We start from the raw sequence: 23,391 nt of genomic DNA on the forward strand, positions 1-23,391 counted from the left end.
GCTTTCGCACACGCGCGCCGCGTCGCCGCATCACGCGCCGGGCGAATCGCCCGCATCGATCGGCCGTCGCCCGCCGCGCCGGACCTCACAGCCCGGAATTGAACGCGCGCTGACGCAGCAGCCCGAGCACCGCGTCGCAATACGGCGTCGGCACGCCGAGCTTGCGGCCGAGTTCCGGGAACACGCCCAGAATCGGCCCGATCTCCAGCGGCCGCCCCGCCTCCAGATCCTGCAGCATCGACGTCTTGAACGCGCCCAGCCTGCGCGTCACCACGATCCGCTCGGCGCCGCTCATCCCGGCCGACAATCCGAGCCGCGCGCCGATCGCGTCGGCCTCCTCCATCATCCGCAGCGCGAGCGCGTGCGTGTACGGGTCGTCGAGCAGGCGGTCCGCCGCCGAGCCCGTCAGCGCGCTCAGCGGATTCATGTTCATGTTGCCCCAGAGCTTCGCCCAGATGTCGGTGCGGATGTCGGCCGAGCGCTCGACGTCGAAGCCGCCCGCCTCGAGCGCGTCGGCGAAGCGCGCGGCAAGATCGAGCAGCTCGCGCCGCGGCGCGCCGACGATCAGCCGGTTGCCGCGCCCGCGCGCGACGACGCCCGGCTCGCGCGTCGCCGACGACAGATGAACCACGCAGCCGATCGCGCGCGCGGGCGGCAGCGCCGCCGCCGTCGCGCCGCCCGGATCGATCGCGTCGAGCACGGCGCCGTCGAGCGGGCCGCCGAAGCCGTCGAAGAACCACCACGGCAGGCCGTTCATCGCCGCGACGACAGTCGTTTGCGGCCCGACGAGCGGTGCGATGCGCGTCGCGAGTTCCGGCAGCGCCTGCGCCTTCAGCGCGATGACTACGTAATCCTGCACGCCGAGCGCATGCGCGTCGTCGCTCGCGCGCAGCGGAACCGCCGTTTCCTCCCCCGACTCGCCGACGATCCGCAGCCCGCGATCGCGCAACGCGTCGAGCGTCGCGCCGCGCGCGAATGCACTCACGTCCCAGCCCGCACGCGCGAGCGCCGCCGAGAACAGCCCGCCGATCGCGCCGATCCCGACGATCGCCGCGCGCACCGGTGCTCGATCCATATGCGTGTCTCCTCGTTCGATGAAGCGACGAGCATAGAGCCAAATGGTTGCGGTCACAACCATTTCGCGCGCTTCGCCGCGCGCGGATCATGCGTCACTCGTCGATGCCGGGCTCCGCGCCGATTCCCTGCGCCGCGCGATCGATCTCGCCGAGCACGCCCGAGATCTGGCTCTTGTCGTGCATCCCGAGCTTGCGATACGCGCAGCGCAGATAGTGCCGCACGGTCGCGGGCGCGATCTCCATGCACTGCGCGACTTCCTTGTGCGAGCGCCCTTCGCCGTAATAGCGGATCGCCGCGAGCTCGCGCGGGCTCAGGCGGTCGAGCAGCGAGCGCGGCCGCGCCTCGAGCTGGTACAGGCCCGCGACGGGCACGCAGCGCATGCACAGCGCGTCGCCCGAATACGGCTGCGACGCGTGGCGGCGCAGATGCTCGACGAACGCGGGCGGCAGCCGCGAGCCGCCCCAGTCCGGCCACTCGGTTCGCAGCACCTCGCCGAAACCCGCGTCCGCGTGATGCAGCACGCCGAAGTTGTCGCAGATCGCGCGCACCGTCGATGCGGCCGCTTCGCTGCGCAAGCGGGTCAATTGCGCGGCGCGATTGATCGTCAGCGCGGCCGCGAGGTGGGGAATCACGTCTTCGTAGCGGCGCGCGTCGTCGTCGGTGAACGGACGATTCAGGCCCTGCCGGTAGATCGACAGAAACGTCGTGAGTCCGAAACGCCGGTCGAGCGTGCACACGCACATCAACTGCGCGAGCCCGTACTTCACGCACCAGTCGCGAAAACGCCCGTCGAGGCCAGGCTCGACGACCGACAGGATCGCCGCCTGCCCGTACGCGCCGTGCAAGGTGCGGTGCGCGAGCGGATCGCAATCGCGCACGCGCTTCCAGTCGATGAAAAACTCGTGCGGCAGCCGGTACAAGTAGCTGTTGTGCATCACGGGGCCGGTCGGCGTGTGGTTCGCGACGCCCGTCCAGCCTGCGTCGAACGGCAGATAACGCGACAGCAGCTGAAAGAACCGGCATTCGAACTCGCCGATCGACGCGCGGCTCGCGACCGCGTACAGGTCGAGCAGGAACAGGCTCAGCTCGCGCGACGCCGCGCCCGGCGTCTGCGTGACGCCGTCGAAGTCGCGCCGGCGCGGCGCAAGCGGCGGCCACGCGGCTTCGTCGAGCACGATCGCCGCCGGCACGTCGCGCAGCGCATCGATGTCCTGCCGAATACCCGCTCTGATCGCCACCACTGACCGCTCCCTTGCCCGCTCGTCTCGCCGGCCTTGCGTGCTTCGATCGCTCCGATGAGCGATCGATTATAGCCGCCGGTTTTTTTGAAAACCGCCGCGCCGCGAACCCGCGAATGCCCCATCCATTTGAACGGTGCCGGCGCGTTGCCGCACCGCATCATCGGCGCCGCCGCGCCGCGGCCGCACGCGCGCGCCGCGGCGCGACGGCATTCAGGATGCCTTGAGGGTTTTCCGCATCGTTCATCTGAACGGCTGTGCAGCGGCTTTGCCGCTACCGACACTGCCAACGCCCCCCGAACGACAACGATTACACGGTTTGGAGAAACGAAGCGATGAGGACGTTCAGAAACACTCGCAGACGACGCGCGCTCGCCGCAACCGCGACGCTCGCCGCACTGTCCGATCCGACGCACGCGCAGTCGACGCTCACGCTCTACGGCGTCGCCGATGCGGGCGTGCAGTATCTGTCACGCGCCGACGGCCAGAAAGCCGCATGGCGATTGCAAAATTACGGAATCCTGCCTTCCCAGATCGGCCTGAAGGGCGAAGAGGACCTCGGCGGCGGCTGGCGCGCGCTCTTCAAGCTCGAGCAAGGCATCAACCTGAACGACGGCACGGCGACCGTGCCGGGCTACGCGTTCTTTCGCGGCGCGTACGTCGGCATCGGCGGGCCGGCCGGCACCGTCACGCTCGGCCGCCAGTTCAGCACGCTGTTCGACAAGACCCTCTTCTACGATCCGCTCTGGTACGCGTCGTACAGCGGCCAGGGCGTGCTCGTGCCGCTGTCCGCGAACTTCATCGACAACTCGATCAAGATCCAGTCCGCGACGTTCGCCGGCTTCGACTTCGAGGCGCTCGCCGCCACCGGCGGCATCGCCGGCCACTCGCGCGCGGGCCGCGTGCTCGAGCTCGGCGGCCAGTTCACGAGCAACGGGCTGTCGGCGAGCGCGGTCGTGCACCAGTCGCACGGCACGATCGACGGCGGCGCCGATCGCTCCGCGCTGCGGCGCGACATCGGCACGCTCGCCGCGCGCTACGCGTTCGCGTCGCTGCCGCTCACCGTCTATGCCGGCGTCGAGCGGATGACGGGCGAGCTCGATCCCGCTCGCACGATCGTCTGGGGCGGCGCGCGCTACCAGACGAGCGGCCGCTTCGGTTTCGCGGGCGGCGTCTATCACACCGATTCGCCGACGCCGCAGATCGGCCATCCGACGCTTTTCATCGCGAGCACGACGTATTCGCTGTCGAAGCGCACCGTCGCTTACCTGAACCTCGGCTACGCGAAGAACAGCGGCCGGAGTTCGCAGACCGTCTACGAATACGACCCGACGCCGCTCGCCGGCGCGTCGCAGTTCGGCGCGATGCTCGGCATGTATCACGTCTTCTGAATCCCGATTCGAGCCTTGGAGAGCACGACCATGAGAACTCTGCTGCAAGATGCGGCGCCGCCGGGGGCGACGCCGCCCGCCGATGCGCCCGATTTCACGAGCGGCACGCTCGCCGCGCTCGTCGCGTTCGCAGCGATTACACCGCTCCTGCTGCTGGTCGCGCCGGCTGTCGCCGGCCAGCTCGGCGCGCAGCTCGGGCTGTCGGCGTCGCAGATCGGCACGTATTTCTTCGTCGAGCTCGGCGCGTTCAGCCTCGCGACGCTGCCGTCGTATCTGTGGCTCGGCCGCGTCGACGCGAGGCGCGTCGCGTGGTGCGCGGCCGCCGTGTTCTGCGCCGGCAATCTCGCGACCGCCGCGCTGATGCCGGGCTTCGTACCGTTGCTCGCGCTGCGCGCGGCGACGGCGCTCGGCGGCGGCACGCTGATGGTGCTCTGCATGACGAGCGCCGCGGCGAGCGGCAACAGCGATCGCGTCTACGGGCTGTGGGTCGTCGGCCAATTGATCGCGGGCGCGGCGGGCCTCTTTCTGCTGCCGCATCTGTTCGACGCGGTCGGCTTGCGCGCGCTGTACGTCGTGCTCGCCGCGCTCGCCGTGTGCGCGGCGCCGCTCGCGAGCCGCTTTCCGGCCGTGCCGCGCGCACGGCCCGCGAGCGAGCGCGGCGCGCATCGGCCGATGGCGCGCGCACCGGCCGCGCTTGCGATCGCCGGCGTGCTGACGTTCTATCTCGCGATAGGCGGCGTGTGGACGTTCGCGAACAAGGCGGCGTCCGCGGTCGGCTTCGGCGCGCAGGCAAGCGGCAACGTGCTCGCGATCGCAAGCCTGATGGGAATCGCGGGCGCCGCGCTCGCGTCGTATCTCGGCGGCCGCGCCGCGCGGCGCGCGATGCTGTTCGCGGGGTATGGAATCCTCGCCGCGTCGCTCGTCATGCTCGCGGCGATGCCGAACGCAACCGGCTACACGATCGCGATCTTCGGCTTCAAGTTCGCGTGGACGTTCGTCCTGCCGTTCATTCTCGCGAGCGTGGCGGCCATCGACGCGACGGGCCGCCTGATCGCGACGCTCAATCTCGTGATCGGCTCGGGGCTCGCTGCCGGGCCGCTCGTCGCCGGGCTGCTGCTCGACGGCGGCGGCACGCTGCGCGCGCTGTTCTCGGTCGCGGCGATCGTGTCGATCGCATCGCTCGCGGCGCTGCTGCGCGTCGAACGCGACGCGCATTGACGCCGCATGTCGTTCCCCTCCTCCTTCATCGTTTCAGCTCATCGCAATGAAAAAAACCGCTTTCTTCACCGACGAACGCACTTTCTGGCACACGGGCGGCGCGCATGCGCTGTTCTTTCCGGTCGGCGGATGGGTGCAGCCGCCGTCGAGCGCGGGCTACGCGGAATCGCCCGATTCGAAACGGCGCCTGCTGTCGCTCGTGCACGCGTCGGGGCTCGCCGCGCATCTCGACATGCTGAGCGCGCCCGCCGCGACCGGCGCCGATCTGCGGCGCATCCATCCTGCGCACTACCTCGAAGCGTTCAAGCGCGCGAGCGACGCGGGCGGCGGCGATCTCGGCGAGCTCGCGCCGTTCGGCAAGGGGAGCTACGAGATCGCGGCGCTGTCGGCGGGGCTCGCGCTCGCCGCCGTCGACGCGGTGCTCGCCGAGCGCGCGGCGAACGCGTTCTCGCTGTCGCGCCCGCCCGGCCACCATTGCCTGCGCGACAAACCGATGGGCTTTTGCCTGCTCGCGAACATTCCGATCGCGCTCGAGGCCGCCCGCGCGAAGCATCGGATCGAGCGCGTCGCCGTGATCGACTGGGACGTGCATCACGGCAACGGCACGCAGGCGATCTACTACGAAGATCCGAACACGCTGACGATCTCGCTGCATCAGGACCGCTGCTTTCCGCCCGGCTACAGCGGCGCCGACGAGCGCGGCGCGGGCGCGGGCGCAGGCGCGAACCTCAACGTTCCGCTTCTCGCGGGCGCGGGCGACGACGCGTATCGCTACGCGTTCGAGCGCATCGTGCTGCCCGCGCTCGACGCGTTCAAGCCAGAGCTCGTCGTCGTCGCGAGCGGGCTCGACGCGAACGCGGTCGATCCGCTCGCGCGCATGCAGCTGCACAGCGAAAGCTACCGGTTCATGACGCACGCGCTGATGCAGGCCGCGCAACGGCATTGCGGCGGGCGGCTCGTCGTGGTCCACGAGGGCGGTTATTCGGAGGCCTACGTACCGTTTTGCGGGCACGCGATCGTCGAGGCGCTGTCGGGCGTTCGCACCGACGTCGCCGACCCGATGCTCGAGCTCGCGATCGCGCAGCAGCCGGGCGAGCGCTTCGGCGCGTTCCAGCGGCAATTGATCGACGAGATGGCGACGAGCTTCGGTTATTGACCGCGGCGGCTCGGGCGATCCAAAGCGAAACGAAACGACATGAAACGGCGCCGCGCGGCGCCGTTCGTCGGCGGGCGTCGACAGAAACGTCCCGGCGAGGCGACGGAAAAAGCGGCGAAAAGAATCGGCGAAAATCGCGCCGATGCCGTTACACTCTCGTCCTCTTCAGTTTCGAACGCCCAAGAATCGCATGCAGTTGCCCAAGCGGCTCGCCGCCGCGTGTCTCGCCGCCGTTTTCCTGTCCGCCGCGCCGCCCGCCGTCAGCAAGACGGCTTCCGATTCGCTGATCGCCCGCCTCTTCGAGCTGATCGCCGACGCGCTGCCGTCGCCATCGAGGGAAGCGCCCGCGGGACAAGTCGTCGAAGCGGCGTTCTCGCCTGACGGCGGCGCCGAGACGCTCGTGCTGAAGGTGATCGGCGCGGCACGCGCGTCGATCCGTCTGGCGGGCTATTCGTTCACGTCGCCGAAGGTCGTGCGCGCCCTCCTCGACGCGCATCGCCGCGGCGTCGACGTCGCGATCGTCGTCGACAACGACGGCAATCGCTCGAAGGCGTCGAAGCAGGCGCTCAACCTGCTCGTCAACGCGAAGGTGCCGACGCGCACGATCGACCGCTATGCGATCCACCACGACAAGTACATCGTCGTCGACGGCCGCCATGTCGAGACGGGCTCGTTCAACTACAGCGCCGCGGCGGCCGCGCGCAATTCGGAGAACGTGCTCGTCGTCTGGAACAATCCGGCGCTCGCCGCGCAGTACCTGAAGCACTGGCAGAACCGGTTCGATCAAGGGGCCAACTATCGGTCGACTTATTGAGCGCGGGCCCTGGGCGGCGGCGGGCCGGCGTCAGGGCGCGCTCGCTCGCCGGTTCGCTCGCGCGAGCCGTTCGCGCAGCGCGCCGACGAGCCGACGTACATGTCGATTGCGGCGAGCGCGGCGCGAAACCGCGCGCGCGCCGCAATCGCCCGGCGACGCGTTCGCGGCGCGCGATCCGCTTACTACTGCCTACCGCCGCTTGCCGCCCCGCCGCTTGCCGCCGCCCACGGCGCTTCGCCGTCGCGCTCCGCGCGCGACGCTCGGCGGCCGCTCGCCACGGTTCACGCATCCGTCCACCGGCGATAGGTCGCCGCCTGCCCCCGATAGGTGCCGTCGCGATCGATCAGGTTCCAGACGGTGACGTCTTCGATCCAGAAGCGCCGCCCCGACTTCGCAATGCGCAGCCCGCGATAGCCGGTTGCGAATCCGCGCGTTCGCACCGCTTCGAGCAGCCGCGCGCGCTCGTCGCGATTCGGCTCCTCGGCCGAGTACCGCGAATGCAACGCGGTCATCTCGTCCCAGCTGTATTCGAAGCAGCGCTGCACAGTCCTGTTCGCGTAGACATAGCGCGGGTCGGCGGCGGTGTCGTGGGCGAGCACGCAAAACGGGGCGTCCTCGTAGAGCCAGCGCGGGGCGTCCGCGCGGGGCAACTCGGGAGCGACGAGCGGCGTGCCGGTCAGCCGCAGATGGCTGCCGGCGAGGAGTTCGAGGAAGTCCGGGTCCAGCGCAAGTGAAGGGGACATGGCGTCGTTCTGGCAAGGGATTGAGGAAGTCGCGCGATAACGGCCGAAGACGCCGCTGCGCGCGCGTCGCAACGAATCGACTGCAGATTGTGCGCCTGGTTCGAAGCCCGCGTCGACGCGGCCGGCAAGTCGCCCGATCTCCGAGTCGAGGGCGGCCGCTCGCCAGGATGCAGTGTTCGAGCGCAGCGCGCGCAGCACGACTCGACGCGCCGAACCGTGAGCCGATCAAGCGCGGCTGGAGCCATGCATGCTGAAGATGAAGACGCGCTCGGCCGCCTCGTGGAAGATGAACGGCGGAACGGATGAACAGACGAGTGGGCGAATGCCCGTGCAAACCCGCGCGCAACGCGTGAAGCCAACGAGAGAATTCGCGCTCGATCACAACGACCGCCGTCGACAAGCGGCGGCTGGAGAAATTTCGCGGAAGCGCTTCCGGTGAGAAACGCGCGACTCGGGCGCGATGGAACCGATCTCGACCGGCTCGACGGAAGCTCGGAAAGCGTGGATGGTGCGTGAGGCCGGACTCGAACCGGCACGCCCTTGCGGGCGTCAGGACCTAAACCTGGTGCGTCTACCAATTTCGCCACTCACGCACGCGAAAAATGCTGCGCCGAACGGGGCTGCGCGTCGCTTTCGCGACCGCCCGAAAAGCGCGAGCGCGAGATTCTAACCGATCTCCCTACACTTGTCTCTAGCAGCCGGCCTCTCTTTTGCCGCGATGCTAGAATTCGCCGTTGTCCCCGCACGGCGGCCGCGACGCCCTGCCGTCGAACGTCCCCGCGCCCCCGAGCCGATCTCGCTCCACTCGTTCCTGCCCCGTGAATTTCGACGAATATTGCCAGCAGAAAGCCGCGCCGCCCGGCTCCAGCATCTACTATGCGCTGCGCCAGGCGCCGCTCGCGCGCCAGCCGCTCGTCACCGCGCTCTTCGCGCTGCGCCGCGAGCTCGAACAGACCGTGAAGGAAGTCAGCGATCCGACCATCGGCCACACGAAGCTCGCGTGGTGGCAAAAGGAACTCGCCGAGCTCGCGGCGGGCAATCCGTCGCACCCGGTCTCGCAGGCGCTCGCCGCGCACCATCCGGACATCACGCGCGAAGCGAGCGCGCTGCAGACGCTCGTCGCCGGCTACGGCATGGATCTCGAGCAGGCGCGCTATCTCGACTTCGCGAATCTGCGCCGCTATGTCGACCATACGGGCGGCACGTTCGCCGCGCTCGTCGCGCGCGCGAGCGCGAATCCGCCGGCCGAAGGCGACGCGCGCTGGGCGCATCCGCTCGGGCATGCGCTGACGCTCGCGCAGTTCGTGCAGGATCTGGGGCAGGACGCGCGCCAGGGCCGCATCTACATTCCGATCGACGAGCTGCAACGCTACGGCGTGACGGCCTCCGATCTTCTCAATCGCCGCTACAGCCCCGCGTACACCGAGCTAATGCGCTTCCAGGCGTCACGCGCGCGCGACGCGCTCAACGCGGCGCTGTCCGGCATCCCCGCCGACGAGCGCCGCGCGCAGCGCACGCTGCGCGCGCTCGGCGCGCTCGCGCTCGCGGTGCTCGACGAGATCGAGCGCGACGGCTTCCAGGTGCTGCACCAGCGGCTCGCGCTCACGCCGATCCGCAAGCTGTGGATCGCGTGGCGCGCCGCGCGGCGCCGCTGATGCGCGCCGCCGCCCGTCACGCGCGCAACAGCGGCAGCGGCTCGAAACGCTGCTCGAGGACGCTCGTCGCGTCGAGCCCCCACCACGGGCCGAGCACCGTCGCATAGAGCTGGCGGAAGTCGACCGCGACAGGCAGATTGCCGTTGCCGTCGAGCCGCGCGAGCGCGGGCGGCGCGCCGTACAGGCCGCCGCGCACGCGGCCGCCCATCACGAAATGCGGCGCGGCCGTGCCGTGATCGGTTCCGTTGCTCTGGTTCTCCCGCGCGCGCCGGCCGAATTCGGCATACGTCATCACGAGCGTGTCGTTCCAGCGCCCGAGCTCGGTCAACGCCGAGCGCATCGCGACGAGCCCTTCCGCCAGTTGCTTCAGCAAGCCGGCCTGCTGGCCCGGCTGGTTCTGATGCGTGTCGAAACCGTTCAGCGTGAGGCGCAGCACCGCGACGCCCTGCCCCGGCATCGGCGTGCGTTGCGGCGCGTCGCACGCGGCGAGCACCTGCATCGCGGTCTTCACCGACGCGCCGAACGGCCCGCCCGGAAACGCGGTCGCGAGCGCGGGCGTGCCCGCGTGCGGACGCAGCCGGTCGGCCGCCTTGACGATGTCGTTCTCGACGTCGATCACGTGCGCGAGCGCGGGATTCTGCTCGCGCAGCGACACGGGCTGCACGAGCCGCGCCGCGCGAATGAACTGAGCGGGATTAACGAGCGCGATCGCGCGCGCGCCGTTCGCGAGCGGCCCCATTTCCGCGCTGCCGAGCACGACGCCGTCCGCGGCGAAGCCGGGCGGCACGCTCGCCTGCGCGAACGCGCGCGTGAGCCACCCCTCGCGCAGGTACTCGTCCGCGCGCGACGCTGTGTCCCAGATCTCGATCGAGCGGAAATGCGACAGATTCGGCTGCGGATAGCCGACGCCGTCGACGATCGCGAGCCGCCCGTCGCGCCAGATCGGCATGAGCGGCGCGAGCGCGGGATGCAGCGCGGCGCGCTCGTCGAGCTGCACGACCTGCTCGCGCTTGATGCCGATCGTCGGGCGCAGCGCGCGGTACAGCGGGTCCGCGTACGGAATCACCGTGTTGAGCCCGTCGTTGCCGCCCTTCAGCTCGACGAGGATCAGCAGGTTCGAATAGCGCGTGGCACGCGGCGCGCCCGCCGCCCCGATCGCGCCCGAGGCGGCCGCCGCCGTGGCCGCGAACGCGTGCGGCGCGGCGAGCGATACGCCCGCCGCGCCGGCGAGACTCGCCAAGGCCAGAAAATCGCGTCGTTTCATCTTGCTTTCCTCGTTCTGCATTCGACGCGGCCCGCGCGCCGCCGAGCCGCGCGCAATCTCATCGTCATCGTTTTCATGTCCTTCACTTCAGTTGATACGCCGGGTCCATCAGCAGCGCCTGCAAATACGCGCTGCTCGTCGCGCCCGCCTCGATCGCCGCGACGGGCGAGAGCGGCAGCACCGCGTGCTGCAGCTGCAACTGCGTCGACAGACTCGGCTGCGCCTGCGGCTTCGTCCGATACGCGGCGAGCCACGCATCGAGATCGAAGCGCATTGCGCGCCGCGCCGGCGCCGGCTTGCCTGCCATGTCGCGGGAAACGGACGCCGCGCGCATGCCGGGCGCTTCCGTCGCACGCATCATCTGCTCGACGAACTGCTTGCGCGCAAGCAGCGTCGAGCTGTTGATCCAGGTCGCGCCGCCCGGCCAGCCCTTCACGTTCGGCGGATAGAACAGGTTCTGGCCGAGCGCGCGCAGCGTGTTCGCGAGCGGCGCGGCATCGCCGTAGTCGACGTCGAAAAGCCGCACGGTGCCGGCCACGAACTCCGCCGGCGACTTGACGAGCACGCCGCGATTGCGATCGTCCCAGAACGCGTCGGACGAAAGCAGCGCCGCGAGCGCCGCCTTGATGTCGTAGCCGCTCTGCCTGAATCGCGCGGCGACGCGCTCGACGACGTCGGCATCGGGCGTATCGGAGACGAACTCGCGCCACAGCTTCGCTGCGACGAAGCGCGCGGTCTCGGGGCGGGCGAGCAGGATGTCGAGCACCGCGTCGCCGTCGAGGCGGCCGGTTTCGCCGAGCACCGTCTTCACGCCGTCGTCGTGGACGTTCGGCCGCAGCACGTATGCGAGCGTATCCGGATCGAGACTCCAGCCCGTGTACGCGCGCGCGGCCTCGGACACGTCGCGCTGCGTATAGTGGCCCTCGCCGAGCGTGAAAAGTTCCATCGCCTCGCGCGCGAAGTTCTCGTTCGGGCGGCCCCGGCGATTGCTCGCGCCGTCGAGGTACTGCAGCATCGCCGGGTCCTTCGCGACGCCGTGCAGCATCGCGCCGAAATTGCCGAGCGCGTCGGCGCGCAGCAGCACGTTCTGCACTGCAATCGTTTGCGGAAACGGCACCTTGTCCTGGCCGGACGTGAAGTGGTTGTGCCAGAAGAGCGTCATCCGCTCGGTGAGCGGCGACGGCGTCGCGAGCATCTCGCGCATCCACCACGCGCGCAGCTCGTCGTAGCGGCGATTGCGCAGTTGCTGCTCCGCGCGACGCTCGTCGGGCGAGAACGCGGCGCGCGCCGCGCGCGACGGCGGCAGCTCGCGCACCCAGTCGGGCAGCGGCGTGACGCTTTGCGTGCGCGTGCCGTCGAGCAATTCGGCGAGCGCCTGCGCGCGCGTCATGCCGACGAAGCGCTCGACATCGCGCGGCGGCGGCGAAAAGCCGGTGCGCGTCAGCAGAAAGCGCGCCTCGTCCGCATCGAGAAGGGTCTGCATCGCGGCCGGCATCCGGTCCGCTTTCGCCGGGGGCCGCCCGGCCGTGCTCGAATCGCTCATCGTCGACCGCTCTCCGAAAGTGGAAAACCACGGCGGCGCGCGCCGCGCGCGCCGTCGGTGATGGCGATTCAACGGCTCGCGCCGATGCGCAGTTGACGAATGAATTGATACGGAATCTTTCGGGGCGGGAAGCGCCCGGCGGCGCGCCGGATTTAACGATTCAACGCTTGTAAAGTTCGCGCACCGCGTCTTCGATATGCTGACGCAAGAGGTGACGCTCTTCGGGCGTCATGTGGCCGTCGCGGCGGCGCTGTTCGAGATCGGGCGGAACCGCGGCCGCGCGGGAGGAGGACTCGCCGCGCTCGGGCTGCGCGGAACGCCCCGCTGCGCCGTTGCCTCGCGGCACCTTGTGCGACGGCGCGGCGCCGCGATCCGAGCGCTGCGCGCAAGCGAAGTCCGAAGCGAGGAAGCCGGCGCACGCGAGCGCCAGCGCGAATGCCATCTTCGTCGGCCGCATCACTGGCCTCGCCTCTTTCGTCGTTTTGTTCCCTTCGTCACGCGGCAACCGGCTACCTTTGGCACACGAACAAACCCTGCGAGAATCGGGCGTGCAAACCATGTAAATGTTAAGTGGATGGAGTATCCACCGAATGTCGTCTTCGAGTAAAGGAGTCTGTCGTGACTGTCTTTACTCCGCACAATAGCGCGGGTAAATTTTGTAACTGACTGTAACCCGTCGAAAGCCGCAACCGCGCGGTTTTTCCTAATCGCGATAAGATGCCGCTCATGGAAACGAAAAACCCCTCGAAAATTCTCGTCGTCGACGACGACCCGCGCCTGCGCGATCTGCTTCGCCGCTATCTCGGCGAGCAGGGTTTCAACGTGTACGTCGCGGAGAACGCGACGGCGATGAACAAGCTCTGGGTGCGCGAGCGTTTCGATCTGCTCGTGCTCGACCTGATGCTGCCGGGCGAGGACGGCCTGTCGATCTGCCGGCGCCTGCGCGGCAGCAACGACCGCACGCCGATCATCATGCTCACCGCGAAGGGCGAGGATGTCGATCGCATCGTCGGCCTCGAGATGGGTGCCGACGACTACCTGCCGAAGCCGTTCAATCCGCGCGAGCTCGTCGCGCGCATTCACGCGGTGCTGCGCCGCCAGGCGCCCGCCGAGCTGCCGGGCGCGCCCTCCGAGACGACCGAGGTGTTCGAGTTCGGCGAATTCTCGCTGAACCTCGCGACGCGCACGCTCACGAAATCCGGCCAGGAGATTCCGCTCACCACGGGCGAATTCTCGGTGCTGAAGGTGTTCGCGCGCCATCCGCGCCAGCCGCTGTCGCGCGAAAAGCTGATGGAGCTCGCGCGCGGCCGCGAATACGAAGTGTTCGATCGCAGCCTCGACGTGCAGATCTCGCGCCTGCGCAAGCTGATCGAGCCCGATCCGGGCAGCCCGCGCTTCATCCAGACGGTGTGGGGTCTCGGCTACGTCTTCATCCCCGACGGTGCGGCCTGATTCCCGTTTCAACGCGGCACGCGCGTTTCGACGCCACGCCTTTGACGCCAGTTAGACGACCAGTCCTATGCGTATCGACCGGCGCCTTTTGACGCTCGTCTTCGGCGGGCTCTTCTGGCGCACCTTCCTGCTGATCGCGCTGTTGATCGCGGTCAGTCTCGCCGCGTGGTTCCAGAGCTTCCGGGTAATCGAGCGCGAGCCGCGCGCGCAGCGCGTCGCGCTGCAGCTCGTCGCGATCGTGAAGCTCACGCGCACCGCCCTTCTCTATTCCGATCCCGATCTGCGCCGCGCGCTGCTGCAGGATCTCGAGAGCAACGAAGGCGTGCGCGTGTATCCGCGCGAAAAGACTGACAAGTTCAAGCTGCAGCCCGACGAATCGCTGAACCGGCTGATCGAGCACGACATTCGCAGCCGCCTCGGCGACGACACGGTGATCGCCCAATCGGTCAACGACATCCCCGGCGTGTGGATCAGCTTCAAGATCGACGACGACGACTACTGGGTCGCGCTCGACCGCGATCAGCTCGACACCGTCACCGGCCTGCAATGGGCGGGCTGGGGCCTCTTCGCGCTCGCGCTGTCGCTGATCGGCTCGGCGTTCATCACGAGCCTCGTGAACCAGCCGTTCTCGCGGCTCGCGCTCGCCGCGAGCAAGGTCGGCTCGGGCCAGACGCCCGAGGCGCTGCCCGAGCGCGGCATGGGCGTCGCGGCCGAGACCAACCGCAGCTTCAACCAGATGGTGCGCGATCTCGAGCAGCTCGAAGCGGACCGCGCGCTGATGCTCGCGGGGATCTCGCACGACCTGCGCACGCCGCTCGCGCGGCTGCGCCTCGAAACCGAGATGAGCCCGTCCGACCAGGCGACGAAGGACGCGATGGTCGACGACATCGAGCAGATGGATCGCATCATCACCGCGTTCATCGACTACGCGCGTCCCGCGCAGCGCACGCCGGAGCCCGTCGACCTGTCGCACGTCGCGCGCGAGGTCGCGGCGCGGATCGTCAGCGAGGACGGCGTGCAGCTCGACATCCGCCTCGCGCCCGCGGCCGTCATCGAAGCGGACGAGACGGACATGCGCCGCGTGATCGGCAACCTCGTCGAGAACGCGCGCAAGTACGGGCAGAGCAAGCGGGACGGCATCGCGCGCATCCTGCTCGAAACGCGCGCGACGCACGCGCGCGTCGAGCTCGTCGTCTCCGACGAGGGCCCGGGCATTCCGGAGGATCAGCTGCCGCTCGTGATGCGCCCGTTCTATCGTGTCGACACCGCGCGCAGCAAGGCGGACGGCACCGGCCTCGGCATGGCGATCGTGCTGCGCCTCGTCAACCGCTACCGCGGCACGCTGCGGCTGCGCAACCGCACGCCCGACGCCGGCCTCGAAGTCACGCTGGAGTTTCCGAGCGCGAAAGCGCGTGCGGCCGCGTGACGCACGACGACTCCCCCATTCGGTGGTCGAACCCTATCGACGTCTTTGAATTTTTCTATGAGAGTCGTTAGTTAAAATCTATTGAAAGAATAATATAATAGCGTTATAGTTTTGCCCATGCTGTCACGGAAACGTTGCAGCGCATCGGTAGCTTGACCGCAGGTGGCATTTTTTTCCAACTCATACAGGAGCATCCGCATGAAGACCGTGGGCGATAAACTCGAAGCTTTCACCGTTGTGGCCGCGAAGCCGGGCTTCAACAACCACGAAGAAAACGGCCAGTCGGCTTTCGAGACCGTCACCGAAGCGTCGTTCCCGGGCAAGTGGAAGATCGTCTACTTCTACCCGAAGGACTTCACGTTCGTCTGCCCGACCGAAATCGTCGAATTCGCGAAGCTCACGAAGCAGTTCGAAGAGCGCGACGCCGTGCTGCTCGGCGGCAGCTCGGACAACGAATTCGTCAAGCTCGCATGGCGCCGTGAGCACAAGGATCTCGACAAGCTGAACCACTACTCGTTCGGCGACGTCAAGGGCGAACTGATCGACCAGCTCGGCGTGCGCGACAAGGAAGCGGGCGTCGCCCTGCGCGCGACGTTCATCGTCGACCCGGACAACACGATCCAGCACGTGTCGGTGAACAACCTGAACGTCGGCCGCAGCCCGGCAGAAATCCTGCGCATTCTCGACGGCCTGCAAACGGACGAGCTCTGCCCGTGCAACCGCGCGATCGGCGGCGCGACGCTGTAAGCGTTCGATGCACGAAAGCCCGCGGCGCTGTGTCTTGCCTGCGGGCTTTTTTAACGGCCCAATCATAGGAGATATCAATGGAATTCATCGATTCGATTAAGGCGCTCATTCCCGACTACGCGAAGGACATTCGCCTGAACCTCGACGGCACGATCTCGCGCTCGTCGCTCGAAGGCACGGACGCGGTGGGCGCGGCGCTCGCGGCGGCGTTCGCCGCGAAAAGCCCGGCGCTCGTCACGGCGATCCGCGAAGCCGGCGTGCTGTCTCCCGAGGAAACCAACGCGGCGCTGACGGCGGCCGCGCTGATGGGGATGAACAACACCTGGTATCCGTACGTCGAGATGGCCGACGACGCCGACCTGAAAACGCAGCGCGCCGAGCTGCGGATGGGCGCGTACGCGTCGCACGGCGGCGTCGACAAGCGCAAGTTCGAGATGTACGCGCTCGCCGCGTCGATCGTCGGCAAGTGCCACTTCTGCGTGAAGTCGCACTACGCGCTGCTGAAGAACGAACAAGGGATGACCGTCACGCAGCTGCGCGACGTCGGCCGGATCGCGTCGGTGATCAATGCCGCCGCGCAGGTGATTGCGGCCGAAGGCAAGTAAGGGCAAATAAGGGCAAATAAGCGGGATACGGAGCGCCGTCGGCGCGCGCAATCGCGAATGCGCGAATGCGGCCGTCGAAACGAAAACGCCACGCGGCAATTGCGCGTGGCGTTTTCGTTTGCGCGCGTGCGGTGGAATGACCCGCGCGGCGAAGCGTGATGGCAGGCTTCCTGCGCTTCGATCAAACCGATCGGCTGCTTCGGTTGATGACGGCCGGCGCGCTTGCCTGCGTCGCACGCCGAACCGCATCGGTCGCGTGAGGCGGGCGGCCTCGAGCGCCCTCGCCAGTTCGAACGGTTGCGGCGGCTGTGCGGCTGTGCGGCCTGTGTCGCGCGGCCTGCGTCGAGCCGATTGCCCGCGACAAGAAGCGCCGCCGCCCGCCTCGGCTCAGCCTCTCCACGGCCGGATACGCGCGCCGTCCGCGCCGCGCCGGCCGCCGATGCCGCTGCGCATGCGGCCCACGCCGCCGATCCCGCCGTTCCCGCCGATCCTGCCGTTCCTGCCGTTCCTGCCGTTCCTGCCGTTCCTGCCGTTCCCGCCGTTCCCTCCGTTCCTGCCCGTCACGCCGATCCCGCCCGCCTACGCCGCCGCTTCGCGCACGACGAGCGCCGCCGCCTGCGCCTCGATCCCTTCGCCGCGGCCGAGGTAGCCGAGCTTCTCGTTCGTCTTCGCCTTCACGTTCACGCGATCGAGCGGTAAGCCGAGATCGGCCGCGATGTTCGCGCGCATCGCGTCGATGTGCGGCGCGAGCTTCGGCGCCTGCGCGATGATCGTGCTGTCGACGTTGCGGATCGAAAAGCCCGCCCGCGCGACGCGCGCCGCGCATTCGCGCAAGAGCGCGCGGCTGTCGGCGCCTTTGAAGTGCGGATCGGTGTCGGAAAAATGACGGCCGATGTCGCCGAGCGCCGCCGCGCCGAACAGCGCGTCGGTGATCGCGTGCAGCAGCACGTCCGCGTCCGAGTGGCCGAGGAGCCCCCGCTCGTACGGGATCGTCACGCCGCCGATGATGAGCGGGCGTCCGGGAACGAGCTGGTGCACGTCGTAGCCTTGTCCGATTCTGAAATCCATGTGATTCGATCCGAGTGTGATGCGATGGTGAAAATTCGGTTCAGCAAGCGCGTGAGGGATGCGCGAGGATCGCCTCCGCAAGGTCGAAATCCTCCGGATACGTGACCTTGAAATTGCGCAGGCTGCCCTGCACGACGCGCGGCGTATGGCCCGCCCACTCGATCGCGCTCGCTTCGTCGGTCAGGTCGCGGCCATCGAGCTGCGCGCGCTGGATCGCGTCGCGCAGCATCCCGATGCGGAACATCTGCGGCGTCTGCGCCTGCCAGAGGCCGGCGCGCGGCTCGGTGCGCTCGATCGCGTCGCCGCCCGCCGGCACGCGCTTCAACGTATCGGCGACCGGCAGCGCGACGATGCCGCCGACGGGATCGTCCTTCAGCGCGCCGATCAGCGTGCGGATCAGCGCGGGCGTGATGCCGGGCCGCGCGGCGTCGTGCACGAGCACCCAGTCGGCGTCGGTCGCGCCGAATTCGGCGAGCTGGATCAGCCCGTTCATCACCGACGCCTGGCGCGATGCGCCGCCGCAGCGCCGCACCGCGAAGCGCAGGCCGGAAAAGCGGCGGGCGTCGAAGTGGGTATCGTCGGGCGAGATCACGACGAGGGTCTGCGCGAACTCGCTGCACGCGTCGAATGCGGCGAGCGTGTAGTGCAACAGCGCGCGTCCGGCGAGCGTGCGGTATTGCTTCGGCAACGCGGAGCCGGAACGGCTGCCGGTGCCCGCGCACGGAATCAGGGCGAAAAGTCGGGAAGTCACGGAAAGAAACGCCGGGAAAGATGAAATCGAAAGACGGATTTTATAATACGTCTTTCGCCTCGATGCGCCGCGCCGAGCTCGCCCGCCATCCGGCGCCAGCCAACCAGCCGCTCGTTATGTCAGACAACGCCTCTCCTTCGCAGTCCCCCATCGCGCTCGTCAAGGCGGGCCAACGCTTTGCGTTCGACGGTGCGCACGGCTCCGCCGACGCGCTCGTCATCGCCCGCTACCTCGCCGCGCACCGCGCGCAGGTGCCGCTTCTCGCCGTGATCTGCGCGAACGCGGTCGACGCGCAGCGGCTCGCGCACGAGCTCGGCTACTTCGCGCCCGACGCGCGCGTGCGCGTGCTGCCCGACTGGGAGACGCTGCCGTACGACACGTTTTCGCCGCACCAGGATCTCGTCTCCGAGCGGCTCGCCACGCTGCACGACCTCGGCGAAGGCCGCTGCGACATCCTGCTCGTGCCCGCGACGACGGCGCTCTACCGGATGCCGCCCGCGTCGTTCCTCGCCGCGTACACGTTCGCGTTCACGCAGGGCGAGCGGCTCGACGAGGCGAAGCTGAAGGCGCAATTGACGCTCGCCGGCTACGAGCACGTGAGCCAGGTCGTGCGCCCCGGCGAATACTGCGTGCGCGGCTCGCTGATCGACCTGTTCCCGATGGGCTCGCCGCTGCCGTACCGGATCGACCTGTTCGACGACCAGGTCGATTCGATCCGCGCGTTCGATCCGGACACGCAACGCAGCCTCTACCCGGTGCGCGACGTGCGCCTTTTGCCCGGCCGCGAGTTCCCGTTCGACGAAGCCGCGCGCACCGCGTTCCGAAGCCGCTGGCGCGAAACCTTCGAGGGCGACCCGAGCCGCGCGCCGATCTACAAGGACATCGGCAACGGCGTGCCGTCGGCCGGCATCGAATACTATCTGCCGCTCTTCTTCGACGAGACGGCGACGCTCTTTCACTACTTGCCCGACGGCGCGCATCTCGTGTTCGCGGGCGATCTCGACACGGCGATCCGGCGCTTCACGGCCGACACCAAGCAGCGCTACGCGTTCCTGTCGCACGATCGCGAGCGGCCGATCCTCGAGCCGCAGCGCCTTTTCTTGTCCGACGACGATTTCTACACGCTCGCGAAGCCGTTCGCGCGCGTCGCGCTGCCCGCGCAACCGTCGGGCGGCTGGGCGGCGCCGCTGCCGAACCTCGCGCTCGAGCGCCACTCGGACGCGCCGCTCGCCGCGCTCGCCGCGTATCTCGACACGACGAAGAACCGCGTGCTCTTCACCGTCGAATCGGCCGGCCGCCGCGAGACGATCGCGCAACTGTTCGCCGAGCACCATCTGCGGCCCGCGGGCAGCGACAGCTTCGCCGCGTGGCTCGAGAGCGACGAGCGCTTCGCGCTCGGCGTCGCGCCGCTCGCGAACGGCTTCGCGGTGCCGGGCGAAGGCTACGCGATCGTCACCGAGACCGAGCTGTACGGCGCGCTCGGCCGCCGCGCGGGACGCCGCCGCCAGGAGCAGGCGAGCAACGTCGACGCGATGGTGCGCGACCTGTCCGAGCTGAAGGTGGGCGATCCGGTCGTCCATGCGCAGCACGGGATCGGCCGCTACATGGGCCTCGTGTCGATGGATCTCGGCGAAGGCGAGACCGAGTTCCTGCATCTCGAATACGCGAGCGACAGCAAGCTGTACGTGCCCGTCGCGCAGTTGCACGTGATCTCGCGCTACAGCGGCGCCGATCCGGACAGCGCGCCGCTGCACGCGCTCGGCTCCGGCCAGTGGGAGCGCGCGAAGCGCCGCGCGGCGCAGCAGATCCGCGACACGGCGGCCGAGCTCCTGAACCTCTATGCGCGCCGCGCGGCGCGCGAGGGTCACGCGTTCGCGCTCGAACCGCGCGACTACGTGAAGTTCGCCGACAGCTTCGGCTTCGAGGAAACGCCCGACCAGGCCGCGGCGATCGCGGCCGTGATCGGCGACATGACGAGCGGCAAGCCGATGGACCGCCTCGTGTGCGGCGACGTCGGCTTCGGCAAGACCGAGGTCGCGCTGCGCGCGGCGTTCATCGCGGTGATGGGCGGCAAGCAGGTTGCGCTCCTGTCGCCGACGACGCTGCTCGCCGAGCAGCACACGCAGACCTTCATCGACCGCTTCGCCGACTGGCCCGTGAGGGTCGCCGAGCTGTCGCGCTTCAAGTCGACGAAGGAAGTGAACGCGGCGATCGCGCAGATCAACGAAGGCAGCGTCGACGTCGTGATCGGCACGCACAAGCTGCTGTCGTCGGACGTGCAGTTCAAGCGGCTCGGCCTCGTGATCATCGACGAGGAGCACCGCTTCGGCGTGCGCCAGAAGGAGGCGCTGAAGGCGCTGCGCGCGGAGGTCGACGTGCTCACGCTGACCGCGACGCCGATCCCGCGCACGCTCGGCATGGCGCTCGAAGGCTTGCGCGACTTCTCCGTGATCGCCACCGCGCCGCAGAAACGGCTCGCGATCAAGACCTTCGTGCGCCGCGAGGAAGAGAGCGTGATCCGCGAGGCGATGCTGCGCGAGCTCAAGCGCGGCGGCCAAGTGTATTTCCTGCACAACGAGGTCGAGACGATCGAGAACCGCCGCGCGATGCTCGAGGTGCTCGTGCCCGAGGCGCGCATCGTGATCGCGCACGGCCAGATGCACGAGCGCGAGCTCGAGCGCGTGATGCGCGATTTCGTCGCGCAGCGCGCGAACGTGCTCCTCTGCACGACCATCATCGAAACCGGCATCGACGTGCCGAGCGCCAACACGATCATCATGCACCGCGCCGACAAGTTCGGCCTCGCGCAACTGCATCAGTTGCGCGGGCGCGTCGGCCGCTCGCACCACCAGGCGTACGCGTACCTGCTCGTCCACGATCCGCAGGCGCTGACGAAACAGGCGCAGCGTCGCCTGGAGGCGATTCAGCAGATGGAGGAGCTCGGCTCGGGCTTCTACCTCGCGATGCACGACCTCGAGATCCGCGGCACGGGCGAAGTGCTAGGCGACAAGCAGTCGGGCGAGATTCACGAGATCGGCTTCCAGCTCTACACCGAAATGCTCAACGACGCGGTGAAGGCGCTGAAGAACGGCAAGGAGCCCGACCTCACCGCGCCGCTCGCCGCGACGACCGAGATCAACCTGCATGCGCCCGCGATCCTGCCCGCCGACTATTGCGGCGACGTGCAGGAGCGGCTGTCGCTGTACAAGCGGCTCGCGAACTGCGAGCACGGCGATGCGATCGACGGCATCCAGGAAGAGCTGATCGACCGCTTCGGCAAGCTGCCGCCGCAGGCGCACGCGCTCGTCGAGACGCACCGGCTGCGGCTTGCCGCGAAGCCGCTCGGCATCGTGAAGATCGACGCGAGCGAGGCCGCGATCGGGCTGCAGTTCGTGCCGAATCCGCCGATCGATCCGATGCGGATCATCGAGATGGTGCAGAAGCACCGGCACGTCAAGCTCGCGGGCCAGGACAAGCTGCGGATCGAGACGCGCACGCCGGACCTCGCGGTGCGCGTGTCGACGGTGAAGGAGACGCTGCGCGCGCTCGGCCAGCCGCAGCAGTCGCGCGCGCAGGCGGCGGCGCGGTAGTCGGTGGTCGGTGGTCGGTGGTCGGTGGTCGGCGGTCGGCGGTCGGCGGTCGGCGGTCGGCGGTCGGCGGTCGGCGGTCGGCGGTCGGCGGTCGGTAGTCGGTAGCCGGCGGTCGATGGCCGTCTTTTGCGCCCTAGTCGCCACACCGATGCGAAGCACGCCGCACGTCGCGCGCGCGGCCGCGCCGGGCTGCATGCGCACGGCGCATCGGCCGCGGCCCATTGCTGACGACATTTCGCTCGCGGCGCATGAATCGCGGTGCGAATCGCGGTGCGCAAAGGCCGGCGAAGGGCCGGCGCGACACATCGGCGCCGAATGATGCCGCGCGGATGTCGAACGCGTCCGGCGCATCGCATGGCGTCCGTTCCGCCGCCCGGCGTCATGGCGCCCCTTCGCGCGTGGCGCGACCGACAAGCCTCGACGGCGGTCGAACAGCCGTCCGCCCGGCGCGCCGGCGCTAACGGGAAAAATCGACGGCCACCCCGTCGATCCACGTGCGCAGTTGATCGACGCTGATATCTTCCCCATCTTCGATCAACGACGACACGTGATCCGCGTACGCGGCCATCGCGTGCCGCGTGCGGCTCTGCGTCGCCGCCGACAGGAACCCGGCCTTCTCCACCGCCATCCCGTCGCGAAACGGCAGCGACGCGCCATCGTAGATCGCGCGCTTGATCGCGCGAACCGAATGGCTCGCCCGCCGCGCGAGACGCTCGGCGAGCGCCGTCGTCTCATCGCGCAGACGCTCGCCCGGCACGACGCGATTGACGAGGCCGAGCTCGAACGCCTCGCGCGGCGACAGCAGGCGGCCGTCGAGGCACAGCTCCAACGCGCGCGCGATGCCGACCGAGCGCGCGAGCATCTGCGTGCCGCCGCCGCCCGGCAAGAGGCCGATGAAGATTTCCGGCTGCGCGAGAATCTGCCCGCCGTCGACGCTGCCGTCCGCCATCAGCCGCAGATCGCACGCGAGCGCGATCTCGCAGCCGCCGCCCATCGCACGGCCGTTGACGGCCGCGATGAACACCTTGTCCATCGCGCGCATGCGCGCGGTCACCTCGTGAAACAGATTCATTTGCGCGACGCCCGCGAGCGGCGTCCGCTCGATCAGCCTGCGCACGCCCGGCACGCGGCTGCACGCGGACTCGATGCGCATCATCGCGCCGGTGACGGCGGGCGGCACCGCGATCGACAGCCCTTGCGCGATGGCCTTGATCTCGCCGACGTCGAAATGCGTGAGGAACACGCCGGGCCGCGCGCTCGTGACGACAACCGCGCCGATGCCCGCATCGCGCGCGATGTCGTCGAGTGTGCGCTTGAACTCGCGCATCATCGCCATCGTGAGAAAGTTCAGCGGCGGATTGTCGAAACTCACCGTCAGCACGCGCCCGCTGCGCTCGATCTGCAGATGCTTCATCGTCGTCTCCTGTCCTGCTGGCCGGTCGCGCGACGCGTCCAAGGCGCGGGTGGCGTCGAGCGGCGGCGACGGCCGCCGCAACTATTACATCATCCGATGTAATCAGCCGGATACTAAGTTCTTAAATGGAACTAAGTCAAGCGTCGACGCGAGCCACGAATGTTCGTGCGCACGCCGGGACGAAGACGGGACGAAGACGGGACAAAGCCGCGACGAAACGGCGAGGAACGAATCGCGTT

Annotated in this window: 21 protein-coding genes and 1 tRNA gene; 11 read left to right on the top strand and 11 right to left on the bottom strand. The window is 68.8% G+C overall.

The window, feature by feature from the left end; genetic code table 11:
- Nucleotides 1-85: 85 nt before the first annotated feature.
- Both WS91_RS28525 and WS91_RS28530 read right to left on the bottom strand, forming a co-directional pair.
- Complete coding sequence (locus tag WS91_RS28525; RefSeq protein ID WP_059580690.1) at nt 86-1,075, bottom strand: 2-dehydropantoate 2-reductase; 990 nt, start codon at nt 1,073-1,075, stop codon at nt 86-88.
- Between the two features lie 94 nt (nt 1,076-1,169).
- Nucleotides 1,170-2,315: a helix-turn-helix transcriptional regulator gene (locus WS91_RS28530; protein ID WP_038744650.1), complete on the bottom strand. Its 1,146-nt coding sequence runs from the start codon at nt 2,313-2,315 to the stop codon at nt 1,170-1,172.
- Nucleotides 2,316-2,650: 335 nt separating this feature from the next.
- Here WS91_RS28530 and WS91_RS28535 point away from each other — a divergent pair, with 335 nt between their 5' ends.
- The 4 genes from WS91_RS28535 to WS91_RS28550 all read left to right on the top strand — a co-directional run bounded on the left by WS91_RS28535 (nt 2,651) and on the right by WS91_RS28550 (nt 6,894).
- A complete protein-coding gene (locus WS91_RS28535; protein WP_038744653.1) occupies nt 2,651-3,706 on the top strand; it encodes a porin in 1,056 nt (351 codons plus the stop codon).
- A 30-nt stretch (nt 3,707-3,736) separates the two neighbouring features.
- The gene (locus WS91_RS28540) at nt 3,737-4,924 is read left to right on the top strand and encodes an MFS transporter (protein WP_059671473.1); all 1,188 of its coding nucleotides are present in this window, start codon (nt 3,737-3,739) and stop codon (nt 4,922-4,924) included.
- Nucleotides 4,925-4,970: 46 nt separating this feature from the next.
- A complete protein-coding gene (locus tag WS91_RS28545; RefSeq protein ID WP_038744656.1) occupies nt 4,971-6,080 on the top strand; it encodes a class II histone deacetylase in 1,110 nt (369 codons plus the stop codon).
- A gap of 190 nt (nt 6,081-6,270) precedes the next feature.
- Nucleotides 6,271-6,894 carry a phospholipase D family nuclease gene (locus WS91_RS28550; protein ID WP_038744658.1) on the top strand — a complete coding sequence of 208 codons (624 nt, stop codon included), beginning with the start codon at nt 6,271-6,273 and terminating at the stop codon, nt 6,892-6,894.
- A gap of 281 nt (nt 6,895-7,175) precedes the next feature.
- Here the strand turns inward: WS91_RS28550 and WS91_RS28555 are convergent, their stop codons facing one another.
- A complete protein-coding gene (locus WS91_RS28555) occupies nt 7,176-7,835 on the bottom strand; it encodes an MEKHLA domain-containing protein (RefSeq protein ID WP_231752109.1) in 660 nt (219 codons plus the stop codon).
- 49 nt (nt 7,836-7,884) lie between these two features.
- Between WS91_RS28555 and WS91_RS36490 the strand changes: the two genes are divergently transcribed.
- A complete protein-coding gene (locus WS91_RS36490) occupies nt 7,885-8,076 on the top strand; it encodes a hypothetical protein (protein ID WP_145986762.1) in 192 nt (63 codons plus the stop codon).
- A gap of 67 nt (nt 8,077-8,143) precedes the next feature.
- Here WS91_RS36490 and WS91_RS28560 read toward each other — a convergent pair.
- A tRNA-Leu gene (locus tag WS91_RS28560) sits at nt 8,144-8,230 on the bottom strand.
- A 225-nt stretch (nt 8,231-8,455) separates the two neighbouring features.
- On the opposite strand from WS91_RS28560, the gene hpnD reads away from it, so the two are divergent.
- Entirely contained in the window at nt 8,456-9,292 is an 837-nt protein-coding gene (gene hpnD, locus WS91_RS28565) for a presqualene diphosphate synthase HpnD (RefSeq protein WP_059671475.1), read from the top strand.
- Nucleotides 9,293-9,308: 16 nt separating this feature from the next.
- On the opposite strand, the gene WS91_RS28570 is transcribed toward hpnD, so the two are convergent.
- The 4 genes from WS91_RS28570 to WS91_RS34875 all read right to left on the bottom strand — a co-directional run bounded on the left by WS91_RS28570 (nt 9,309) and on the right by WS91_RS34875 (nt 12,738).
- Nucleotides 9,309-10,556: a DUF1501 domain-containing protein gene (locus tag WS91_RS28570; RefSeq protein WP_059671485.1), complete on the bottom strand. Its 1,248-nt coding sequence runs from the start codon at nt 10,554-10,556 to the stop codon at nt 9,309-9,311.
- Nucleotides 10,557-10,638: 82 nt separating this feature from the next.
- Nucleotides 10,639-12,051: a DUF1800 domain-containing protein gene (locus tag WS91_RS28575; protein ID WP_059671484.1), complete on the bottom strand. Its 1,413-nt coding sequence runs from the start codon at nt 12,049-12,051 to the stop codon at nt 10,639-10,641.
- 208 nt (nt 12,052-12,259) lie between these two features.
- Nucleotides 12,260-12,556, bottom strand: a complete 297-nt coding sequence (locus tag WS91_RS28580; RefSeq protein WP_059643035.1) for a hypothetical protein — start codon at nt 12,554-12,556, stop codon at nt 12,260-12,262.
- Nucleotides 12,556-12,738, bottom strand: coding sequence for a hypothetical protein (locus tag WS91_RS34875; protein WP_009904927.1), 183 nt, complete (start codon nt 12,736-12,738; stop codon nt 12,556-12,558). The genes WS91_RS28580 and WS91_RS34875 overlap by 1 nt, the downstream gene beginning before the upstream one ends.
- A gap of 78 nt (nt 12,739-12,816) precedes the next feature.
- Here WS91_RS34875 and ompR point away from each other — a divergent pair, with 78 nt between their 5' ends.
- The 4 genes from ompR (at nt 12,817) to WS91_RS28600 (ending at nt 16,329) form a co-directional block, all read left to right on the top strand.
- Nucleotides 12,817-13,551 (top strand): osmolarity response regulator transcription factor OmpR, encoded by a 735-nt coding sequence (gene ompR / locus WS91_RS28585; protein ID WP_004192636.1) that lies wholly within the window; start codon nt 12,817-12,819, stop codon nt 13,549-13,551.
- Between the two features lie 67 nt (nt 13,552-13,618).
- Nucleotides 13,619-14,977, top strand: a complete 1,359-nt coding sequence (locus WS91_RS28590) for an ATP-binding protein (RefSeq protein ID WP_038744665.1) — start codon at nt 13,619-13,621, stop codon at nt 14,975-14,977.
- 198 nt (nt 14,978-15,175) lie between these two features.
- Nucleotides 15,176-15,724: a peroxiredoxin gene (locus WS91_RS28595; protein WP_038744667.1), complete on the top strand. Its 549-nt coding sequence runs from the start codon at nt 15,176-15,178 to the stop codon at nt 15,722-15,724.
- Between the two features lie 77 nt (nt 15,725-15,801).
- Nucleotides 15,802-16,329, top strand: coding sequence for a carboxymuconolactone decarboxylase family protein (locus tag WS91_RS28600; protein WP_038744668.1), 528 nt, complete (start codon nt 15,802-15,804; stop codon nt 16,327-16,329).
- Nucleotides 16,330-16,908: 579 nt separating this feature from the next.
- Here WS91_RS28600 and ispF read toward each other — a convergent pair.
- Together ispF and ispD are read right to left on the bottom strand one after the other, a co-directional pair.
- Entirely contained in the window at nt 16,909-17,397 is a 489-nt protein-coding gene (gene ispF / locus WS91_RS28605; protein ID WP_038744671.1) for a 2-C-methyl-D-erythritol 2,4-cyclodiphosphate synthase, read from the bottom strand.
- A 40-nt stretch (nt 17,398-17,437) separates the two neighbouring features.
- Nucleotides 17,438-18,148, bottom strand: coding sequence for a 2-C-methyl-D-erythritol 4-phosphate cytidylyltransferase (ispD, locus tag WS91_RS28610; RefSeq protein WP_038744672.1), 711 nt, complete (start codon nt 18,146-18,148; stop codon nt 17,438-17,440).
- 20 nt (nt 18,149-18,168) lie between these two features.
- Here ispD and mfd point away from each other — a divergent pair, with 20 nt between their 5' ends.
- Nucleotides 18,169-21,738, top strand: a complete 3,570-nt coding sequence (gene mfd, locus WS91_RS28615) for a transcription-repair coupling factor (protein ID WP_197422289.1) — start codon at nt 18,169-18,171, stop codon at nt 21,736-21,738.
- Between the two features lie 457 nt (nt 21,739-22,195).
- On the opposite strand, the gene WS91_RS28620 is transcribed toward mfd, so the two are convergent.
- Nucleotides 22,196-23,152: an enoyl-CoA hydratase/isomerase family protein gene (locus WS91_RS28620; RefSeq protein ID WP_059671476.1), complete on the bottom strand. Its 957-nt coding sequence runs from the start codon at nt 23,150-23,152 to the stop codon at nt 22,196-22,198.
- Between the last annotated feature and the right edge of the window lie 239 nt (nt 23,153-23,391).

This window comes from Burkholderia sp. MSMB1498 (genome assembly GCF_001526245.1).
In the GTDB taxonomy this organism is placed as follows: domain Bacteria; phylum Pseudomonadota; class Gammaproteobacteria; order Burkholderiales; family Burkholderiaceae; genus Burkholderia; species Burkholderia savannae.